Source organism: Patescibacteria group bacterium, from assembly GCA_020148145.1.
Lineage (GTDB): Bacteria > Patescibacteriota > Minisyncoccia > Minisyncoccales > JAHCRE01 > JAHCRE01.
In genome coordinates, this window is the sequence record JAHCRE010000018.1 from 1 (window position 1) to 8645 (window position 8645).

General features: G+C 33.0%; 12 protein-coding genes. 3 read left to right on the forward strand and 9 right to left on the reverse strand.

The window, feature by feature from the left end; all coding sequences use genetic code 11:
- Positions 1–385 precede the first annotated feature (385 nt).
- The 8 genes from KJA15_03550 to KJA15_03585 all read right to left on the reverse strand — a co-directional run bounded on the left by KJA15_03550 (position 386) and on the right by KJA15_03585 (position 5905).
- Positions 386–562, reverse strand: coding sequence for a hypothetical protein (locus KJA15_03550; GenBank protein MBZ9572379.1), 177 nt, complete (start codon positions 560–562; stop codon positions 386–388).
- Positions 563–761: 199 nt separating this feature from the next.
- Positions 762–899: a hypothetical protein gene (locus tag KJA15_03555; GenBank protein ID MBZ9572380.1), complete on the reverse strand. Its 138-nt coding sequence runs from the start codon at positions 897–899 to the stop codon at positions 762–764.
- A gap of 148 nt (positions 900–1047) precedes the next feature.
- On the reverse strand, positions 1048–1788 hold the full coding sequence (locus KJA15_03560) for a hypothetical protein (GenBank protein MBZ9572381.1): 741 nt from the start codon (positions 1786–1788) through the stop codon (positions 1048–1050).
- Positions 1781–2230 carry a hypothetical protein gene (locus tag KJA15_03565; GenBank protein ID MBZ9572382.1) on the reverse strand — a complete coding sequence of 150 codons (450 nt, stop codon included), beginning with the start codon at positions 2228–2230 and terminating at the stop codon, positions 1781–1783. The genes KJA15_03560 and KJA15_03565 overlap by 8 nt, the downstream gene beginning before the upstream one ends.
- On the reverse strand, positions 2220–4127 hold the full coding sequence (locus KJA15_03570) for a hypothetical protein (protein ID MBZ9572383.1): 1908 nt from the start codon (positions 4125–4127) through the stop codon (positions 2220–2222). Before KJA15_03570 ends, KJA15_03565 begins: the two co-directional genes overlap by 11 nt.
- A complete protein-coding gene (locus KJA15_03575) occupies positions 4127–4771 on the reverse strand; it encodes a hypothetical protein (GenBank protein ID MBZ9572384.1) in 645 nt (214 codons plus the stop codon). The genes KJA15_03570 and KJA15_03575 overlap by 1 nt, the downstream gene beginning before the upstream one ends.
- Positions 4764–5201, reverse strand: a complete 438-nt coding sequence (locus KJA15_03580) for a hypothetical protein (GenBank protein MBZ9572385.1) — start codon at positions 5199–5201, stop codon at positions 4764–4766. The genes KJA15_03575 and KJA15_03580 overlap by 8 nt, the downstream gene beginning before the upstream one ends.
- A gap of 140 nt (positions 5202–5341) precedes the next feature.
- Positions 5342–5905, reverse strand: a complete 564-nt coding sequence (locus tag KJA15_03585; protein MBZ9572386.1) for a hypothetical protein — start codon at positions 5903–5905, stop codon at positions 5342–5344.
- 80 nt (positions 5906–5985) lie between these two features.
- Between KJA15_03585 and KJA15_03590 the strand changes: the two genes are divergently transcribed.
- From KJA15_03590 to cas1, 3 genes are read left to right on the forward strand one after another with little or no spacing between them, the layout of a single operon-like run.
- Positions 5986–6459: a hypothetical protein gene (locus KJA15_03590; GenBank protein ID MBZ9572387.1), complete on the forward strand. Its 474-nt coding sequence runs from the start codon at positions 5986–5988 to the stop codon at positions 6457–6459.
- A 23-nt stretch (positions 6460–6482) separates the two neighbouring features.
- Positions 6483–6710: a hypothetical protein gene (locus KJA15_03595; GenBank protein MBZ9572388.1), complete on the forward strand. Its 228-nt coding sequence runs from the start codon at positions 6483–6485 to the stop codon at positions 6708–6710.
- On the forward strand, positions 6707–7759 hold the full coding sequence (gene cas1 / locus KJA15_03600) for a CRISPR-associated endonuclease Cas1 (protein MBZ9572389.1): 1053 nt from the start codon (positions 6707–6709) through the stop codon (positions 7757–7759). The genes KJA15_03595 and cas1 overlap by 4 nt, the downstream gene beginning before the upstream one ends.
- A 32-nt stretch (positions 7760–7791) precedes the next feature.
- On the opposite strand, the gene KJA15_03605 is transcribed toward cas1, so the two are convergent.
- Positions 7792–8055: a hypothetical protein gene (locus KJA15_03605; GenBank protein MBZ9572390.1), complete on the reverse strand. Its 264-nt coding sequence runs from the start codon at positions 8053–8055 to the stop codon at positions 7792–7794.
- Positions 8056–8645: the final 590 nt, after the last annotated feature.

Genomic DNA, 8645 nt, shown 5'->3' on the forward strand with positions numbered 1-8645 from the left:
TACTCCACTAACATTTTTCTTGTAATAGTGTTTTCCCATGAAAATTGAGTAAATAAGCCTATTTTAGGCTTAGAATGAGAGGGTATTCTCAAATATGGCTCGGAATTTAGAGTTATAACTGAGGGTGGTGTTTATGTGAACATGGAAAATAATAAGCCGGCCTCTTCAAGTTGTGAAGGTGGCCGGTCTTTTGGAAAAGTATAGGCCTAAACTTTCTGTTTGTTAGGGTAACCTAATAAGTTTCATGGTGTTTGGTGTGGTTTAGTATTTGGGTTATGATATATGGGTGTTTGGGAGAGTATGGGTTTGTGAATATTGTAGAGAGTGTCTATAAAGATTTACCATGTAAACCTTGAAATAAAAAAGAGGGATATAAAGTTAAAGCTTAAGGTTTCCATAAAAGCAAGAGTATAAGTTTCTCTAATTCGCATATTTCAACAGTAAGATAATAAATTGCTCTTGGAATTTCACTTTCAGACTTATCAATCATCTCTGAGATTGATTTACTTCTTCCGTCTATTTTTTCAAAAATATCTATAAATTTTTGTTTTTTCTCTTCCATCAAGATTACCTCGATTTCAGTATTAGTTGCTGTGCTAGGGATTTAACTCTTTCTCTTATTCTCTCTGTTAAACTTTTAAGTTTTACACATGGTCTATCTTCAAATTGTGGATATTTGAGATTCTTCGAGCATTCCGCGTACAAATCAAAGGAATAGCAATATCTTCTAAATTTGGGATAGAAACATCTCGGTTTTAAATTCATTTTTTCACCCTTCTTAAATGTTCTTTCATGAAACATTCAAGCTCTTTCTCATTAGGTTCTTTCCCAAACATATTTTTGAATAAAATCCTAAAATGCTCTCTAAGTCTTAATCTGCAAAATTCAGTTTCACACATTAGAAAACACTCTTCTTTTAGGTTTATATCCTTCACATGGAATTTGTTTACGAATTTCTTTTGGTTTGAGAAAACCTTTACACCATGAACAATAACGGGTTTTAGGGTTTAAATTTCCACAGAAACAGCATTTTACCATTGTATCTTTTCACCTTCCGTACCATTCGGGTTTTTCGGTTTGGTCTTGAGGTTTTATGTGTGAATAAACAGTATGGGTTTTATGTTGCTCTTTTTCACGCTGTTTTTGAAAGAGAGCATTAACTTCTAAATCATTAAGATTAGATTTGACATAGACTACGTTTGAGCTTTTAGAAAATTCTAACCGTATTTTTCTTGTTGCGTTGAAAAACTGCATGAATTGGCGTGGTATGATGAGAACGTTTAATTTTACATAATTTACGGTTCTGAATGTTGCTGTTTTATTTTTGTAATAGGCTCTAAGCGTTTCTTGAGTATTTTCCGGAATAAAACTTCCTTTTCCAAAAAAGAATAATAAATGTTGTGTTTTACTCCATAACGTTAAACATGGAGAGTTTTTCGGGTAAATCTGATTCAAAATTGCTGGAATAGTTACTCCATAGCTATCTCCCTTCTTAATGATTTTACGCGGTTTCTCCAATTGAACATTTACATTCTCAAGAAGAGAAGAAGGATTCTCAAGTAGATCAGAAAGAAAAATTTCTAATATATCCTCTTCAGATAATTCAATATTCTCAGCCTTTTTCCACTCCCAAACCTCTTCTCCATAAGTTTTTGAAAAGCATTGGTAATACAGATCACACTTTTCACAAATTATAAACTCTTCATCTTCAACGCTTACCATCTCTCCATAACACCATAAATCAGTTTCCTCATTAGAATCTTCTAAATCGTTATGCTCTTCACTCATGAACAACACCATAAAGAGTTTTTAGAACATGGCAATTTGCACATAGAAGCTGATATTTTCCTTCATTCTTTTTGAAACTAGCTAAAATATTTTTGTAATAGGCTACGTCATTATGTTTGTAAAAATTTCTATCTTCATTTCCATTATCTTGAATATGGTCTATCTGGAGAAGCCTAAAATCTGAACAACCACAAAAGAAGCATTTTCCACCTAAAGCCTTAAGAATTTGTATGCGTAATTTTTGGCGATAGGTTTTATAATTTTCTCTATAACGGTTTCTATGCTTTCGATAATAAATTTTGGATTTTTTAAGACATTCTTCTCTATGTTCTTCATAATATTTTCTATGTTTTGCTTTCAAATCTTCTCTATGCTCTATACGATATTTTCTAGCATATTCTCTAGCATAGGCTTTAGCATAGTCTTTATCTTTAAATGGCATTTAGTTTACCCCACTCCTCAGCAATTTCTAAGGGAGAATCTAGTTTATGCCAATCCATAATTAGAGAACGTTTCTGTTTGAACATGACACGCGGATTCTTTTTTTGCCTTATTGCTTCTCGGATTTTCCGCATACGAATAACATTATAGTAATATTCATCACTAGCAACCATTTCCAATAAGCGAGTGATCTTACCCCAAAAGCCATGTGTTGCTACCTTTATAATATCTTTATCTTTTCCAATTTCCAATGAACCCAAAACTTTCTTAAGCCAAACACGAAAAGTTAAATTAGAACCTAAAAATTCACGTTGTTTCTCCAATGAAAACATAACGTATAATTTAGGTCTTAACAAAAGCAACATTCCTTCACACTCTTTTTTAAAACCACCTAACTCTTGGCTTGTCGGTAAATTCATGGTTGTTTTGAAACTATCCGTAGAACAATCTATCGCGTTATAATCATGTAAGCTCTTATGAAGTAAGGCTCTGCATTGGCTAGTAATCCATGAACCCACATGAGGCAAATATAACCCTCCGGCTTTCCATGTTTTTTGTATCTGTACCAAAACGGTTTTTTTGAAATTAATGTAAAAATCAGCTTCATTTTGGCTTTCCTCATCTAGCAATGTTTGATAACATTTTCCATAAAGACTATTGAGCAATAATTTAGCTTGAATATAAAGAGGATTCGTGTTTTTATACCGATTTTTCTCTTTAAAGAAGTGGTTAACATAATCTCTAAAAGGGTTAACCGAGCCTTCATCGGGAATCCAAACGTAGCCCTCTGTTTTATCTAGTCTTATTTCATGGTTTCTGAGAGCCTCTTTCAATTCATAAGAGGTAATTGGAACATTAGAAACAGGTTCATTGTTAGCGAATATTAAGCTGGATGTACTTTTTATGATTATGGGATATTTGCATGGTTTAACATAACCCCATATTCGATAAAACCCTTCATGTTCATTATCAAAATTTTCAACTTTTCTCCATTCACCTCTAGTTATAGCTGGTAAGGTAGCCATGCTGTAAGAGTAGAAACTGTTATAATCGTACATTTTAACGTTGAATATTAAGGTAGGTGTGGTTTCAACAAAAACTGAGGCTCTTCCTCCATGAATTGTATATTCGGCTAGTTTTCTTATGTGCTCTGGAATTTGAGGGATAGGTGTTTTTAAGAAGTGTTTTCGGAAAATTTTGCTTGATAATTGAGCTATGCTTACACAAAAGGTTGTATCATATTTCTTGAGCATATTAAGAATCCATTGAGCTAATTCATACTCAGCTTTAATCTCATCATAACAATAACGATAAAGCTCTCTCCATTCTTTAGAATTTTTTGGTTTTCTACCTAGAAAAGAGGGTTTCTCACGTTTCTTATATTTGAACCTTAAAATTCTACTTAAATTGTATAGAGAACCTTGAATAAAAGCGATAGAATCCACAACTTTAATGTTTATTCCATTACATAGTTTAATCTGAGCAAACCAAATTTTATGAGTAAAAAATTTGATTTCAGCTAGAAATTCATGGTTTTTATCGTTACATATAAATTTGCTAGTTGTTCCCATGAAAAGTTTTTCTCGGTATTTATCGAAAACTGCGGTTAAATCAAACGGTAAATTATGAGCCATTAAAATATAACTATGTTTCTTGCTTATGCAGTTTTTCAGCAAATACCCAATGAAACGATTCAAAATAATGTTCTTATTAACCCTAAATGTAGAAATTACTTCTCCATCATAAAAAATTAAGAGAAAAGCCTCTCCATTGGCTCTTAAACCTTGAGAGTACGTTTCTGTATCAAACACTAAAAGTTTAACTTTTCTAGGATAAGGTTGCCTAAGAGGATTAATCTGTTTTCTGAGATATTTAGGCAATTTCACGTTTTTATTCATTATAGGTTTCTCCGTTTTGAACCTCTTAGTTTTTTAGAATCAGCATTTTCTAAAACTGTTTGAATGGTTTCTGAGATTTCTTTTTTGATAGTGTTGTTTGGTTTGTTGTAGAAGTGGAAGGCTACGATTTCAACAACTTCTATGTCTTGGCCTTTCAGTTTTGTTGTTAATAATTCATGTGCGTTGTTAGAAATGTAATGATAAATCTCATCGAAACTTTTAGGTTCGCGTGAGTATTTGATTTGCATGGGATATAAAAAGTACAGTTGACTTTCAAACGCTACATAATAAACCGTGCAAGTAGTGAATTTTCTTCTTGGGTTTCTTTTCCGGTTAGAGCAAACTAGAGAGATCGTGTTTACATATCTTGTCGGTAAAAACGTGATGTTTCTAAAATCATATTGCTTATTCAATTTGTTGATATAACTGTTGGAAGTACTCCAACCACGCGGTATGGGAATAGGCTTAACAATTGGAAGCGGTTTTCTCCCTTTAGGTCGTATGTCTTTTAAGCCATATTTCTTGATTCTACGATAAACTGTACGTTCTGAAACCTTAAAATATCCGGCAATAAATCGTGTGCTTTTATTCAGTTTAACATACCGTTTTAAAGCTCTCTTAGTTAGTTTTGGTTGTCTAGCCATTTCTGAACCTTCCAGAATTAAACCAATTTTCAATATGATGCAGAAAATCTTCTAAATCCTCAGAAGTTTCTTCAATGTTGTACTGCATTTCTTTTTTGAATTCTGAATTTGTTAACTCTCCATTAAGCCATAGGCTAATCCACATTTGTTTGGGTGTTCTCTCATAGTATCTAGCAATATCGTTTTTATAATCCAGAATTATCTTAGCTATGTTATGAGCTTTCATATACATTAAAATTAGAGCTTTCAGATTTTTAGGAAAATCTTGCGTGTAGCTTGTTAGATTTAACGTAATTTTCTTATTTTTGTTGTAATTTTTATCAGTTTTCTTATTGTTTTTTGTAGAATATTCTGTTTTTTGGTTTATTTTTGTAATTTCTTCTGATTTTAGAATGTTTTTTATGGAATTTTCTGTTTCTGCTTTAAGCATTAGAATCCCCTTTTATGTACACGTGTGCTATATTAAGAGCTTTCATGTACAGAACGAAACATTTAAATAGTTGTTTCTTTATATCCATATTACTCTCCTCTCCTTCTCCCTTCGGGGAGAATTTGAAACGTTATTTTTGTTTATTCAACCTCTTTTTTGGCTTGTTTTTTCCTTAGAATTTTATCACCCTTTTCATAGAGGGTTTCGCAGTTTGGACACCAATAGCCTAAGAATTTCTTTCCATGTACAAATTTGATTAATTTGGTTCTACATTCCGGACATAAATATTCTTTTTCGGGTTCAACTGATTCTCTTGCATAGCCAAGTTTACATTCGATACAAACGTGAGAAATTCCAGCTTCTTTTAGCATAGTACCGAGTTTGGAAGGGTTAAAAGAGACTTCCTCTATTGGAATTAACGGTTTATGACATCGTGAACATCTGAAAGCTCCCTTAATTTTTGGTTTTTTACCCTCTAAGGTTATTTTCTTAGGCTCTTTCTTTCCCTCAGAATCTAAAGGCTCTTCAGGTGTAAGGTCAAATTCTAAAATTTCTGAACCGCTTTCTCCATTCCATAGGCCTTCTTTTTTGGCTTTTACGATGTGTAGGCTAATTGCTTGTTGCGTAAGGTTGAGTTTTTCCGCGATCTCCCTTTCTGAGAAACCCTTACGTTTGAATTTTATTATTTGTTCGGTTAAGGTCATTGTACTGAACCTCTTATTTAGATTGTACAAGAGCAAGATTTAAATATTTCTATGTACTTAGTATAGTATAGTGAAAAGATATGGGAAAACCCAAAATTGAAAGCTGGAAAAAAGAACAAGAAAGTAGAATACGAAATATGATTCTAGAAGAGCTAAGGAAAATGAAGGACAAGAAAGTATCGTTTGGACAACTGCTTAAACAATGTAGAAAGCAGAAAAAAGGACTTTCCAAAGTTACTTTAACGAAACATCTGAAAATGCTTATGAGTATGGGAGAAGTCGAAAAAGTGTTTAATGCTGAAAAGATCAGAGGTTTTTATCGAATTAAAGGAAAAGCTATAAACAAACTTATGGTTGAATCATGGATTCAGAATTTAGGTGTTGTTGCGATTCGTTACATCGTAAGAACAAAACTGAATAAACCTATTGATGTTGATTCAAATATTTCCGATGAAATTGAGAGATACCTTAAACTTGAACCAAAAAAAGATTCGTTGTGGTCTTGGAAAACATTGTTTGATTATGTTGAAGAGAACTATTTTCCAAAAATCTAAATTTAGAAGAGAGAGTTTGAACCATGAAAATTAAATGTCCAAAATGCGGTTCTAGTAACATTGGAATATTAAGGGCAAGACCTCACGGATTAATAATTAGGGATATAAACCGTGCCGGAGAACAAGTTAAAACCAAAAAAGTTTACGGATTCGTTTGTTTCAATAATCAATGTGATTTTAGAGTAGACTTCAAAAAACCAAAAGATAGAAAAAAGGCTTTAGAGTGGCTGAAGAGAGAGTTTGAACCATGAAAATAATTTTAAAAGACTTCGGGTACTTCTTAGGTACAAACGAAGATACATTCAAGATTAAACAAAACGATAAACTCTTAAAGGAAATACCATTTGAAAACGTACATGAAATTGTCATAGGCACAAGAAACGCGGTTTCCGTTGACGCTTTAGCATGGGCTAGTCTTTATAGAATTGGTGTTGTAATTACTCTTCATAATGGGAAACCCTTAGCTGTTCTGCACAGCATAAAAGACATGGCTAACGTGAAAACACGGTTAAACCAATTTAGAGCCTATGAATCCAGAAAAGGCTTGGAGATCGCTAAGAAAGTGTTGATTCAGAAATTAAAGAATGAAAATAACCTCTTGAAACATTACAACCTTAAATCTTATGAACAAAACCGAAAATTGCCAAGCCTAGAAGAGATAAGAAACGTGCATGGAGAGAAAATCACTCAGGCATTAAGATTAAAGTTGCACGTGATAGAAGAGAATTTTTCTAAATACTATTATGCTCAAATGTTTCCGTTGCTTCCTAAATGGCTACGGATTCTTAAGCGAGTGGGTAGAAATGCAGTTGAACCGTACAATAATCTTCTTAACTTGAGTTATGAGGTTCTTGAGTGGAAAATTTTGAAATCATGCTTAAAATCGAAATTAGAGCTTTATTTAGGATTTTTACATAGCGTTCAATATGGAAAACCTTCATTGGTTCTTGATCTCATAGAGCCTTTTAGACCGTACATAATACATTTCCTCATGCACTACTCCAAAACCTTAACCTCTAAAGACTTTCAGAAACACTACATCATAAAAGACCACTATCCACGCTATTTCTTGAAACATAAAACCGCGTGGAATCTAATTGAAACTATCAACAAACAACTGTTTGAGGCCTACCTTCCAATGCAACGAAACCGGAAACATGGAAAACAGATGAGTTTTGAAACCTTCATAGATGAGTACGTTAGCTCAATAGCCGGACACCTCAACGCTAACAAGCCAATAAAAAGAGAATTTCCTTCTTATTCCATGTTTTCTTTCAAAAATTATGAATTATGTCTTTAATAAAATTTGGGTTTTAGGGATACAAATGTGTTCTATCTATTCAGTTCTGTTTCGATATTCTTGATAATATCTGGAAGTCTTCTCTTAATCATTCCTAAAATGTCAACTATATCTTTTTCTGTAGGATCTTTTCTTTCCGTCAGAATTACTAATGCATCCGATCTTGCAAAGGCTTCACCTATGACATATCCGAGAACAATGTCTCTTATAGATGTAATTGGAGTTTGTTTTTCAACCCATCTAGCAATATTAAAATTAAGGTTAAATATCTCTGGTCTGGTCACGTGATCCAGCATTCTTTCAATAATACCTCTCGTTCTACTATCCAACCTATGTCCCTAAAGTCTTTATAAGCTAAGTTCTCTCTAAAATAATTTTCTCCGTCATATTTCATTGAAATTTATCCCATCTTTTTTTCTTTTTTATTTTTTGAGGTCTCACAATATCCCATAATACACATCTCTCCCAACATTCAGAACCCCTATTCTCAGAAACAAACGTAGATAGTAACCTAAATAGTAACTCAGCAAAACAACCTTCTTTTCCAAAACAAACCCCAAACAAACCCCCATTTCAGAATCCATAATTTACAACCCACCCAAATACTAAACAACAAACCCAAAATGTTAGGCAACCCAAACAAAAACATCCAAACAAACAACCACAAAGTTTGCGGTTTCACCTTAACATTAACAGAAAACAACCATGAAGTTTACAGTTTCAACATTACACACCCAACTTTCAACATTCCATAATATACACCCTCAGTTATAACTCTAAATTCCGAGCCATATTTGAGAATACCCTCTCATTCTAAGCCTAAAATAGGCTTATTTACTCAATTTTCATGGGAAAACACTATTACAAGAAAAATGTTAGTGGAGTA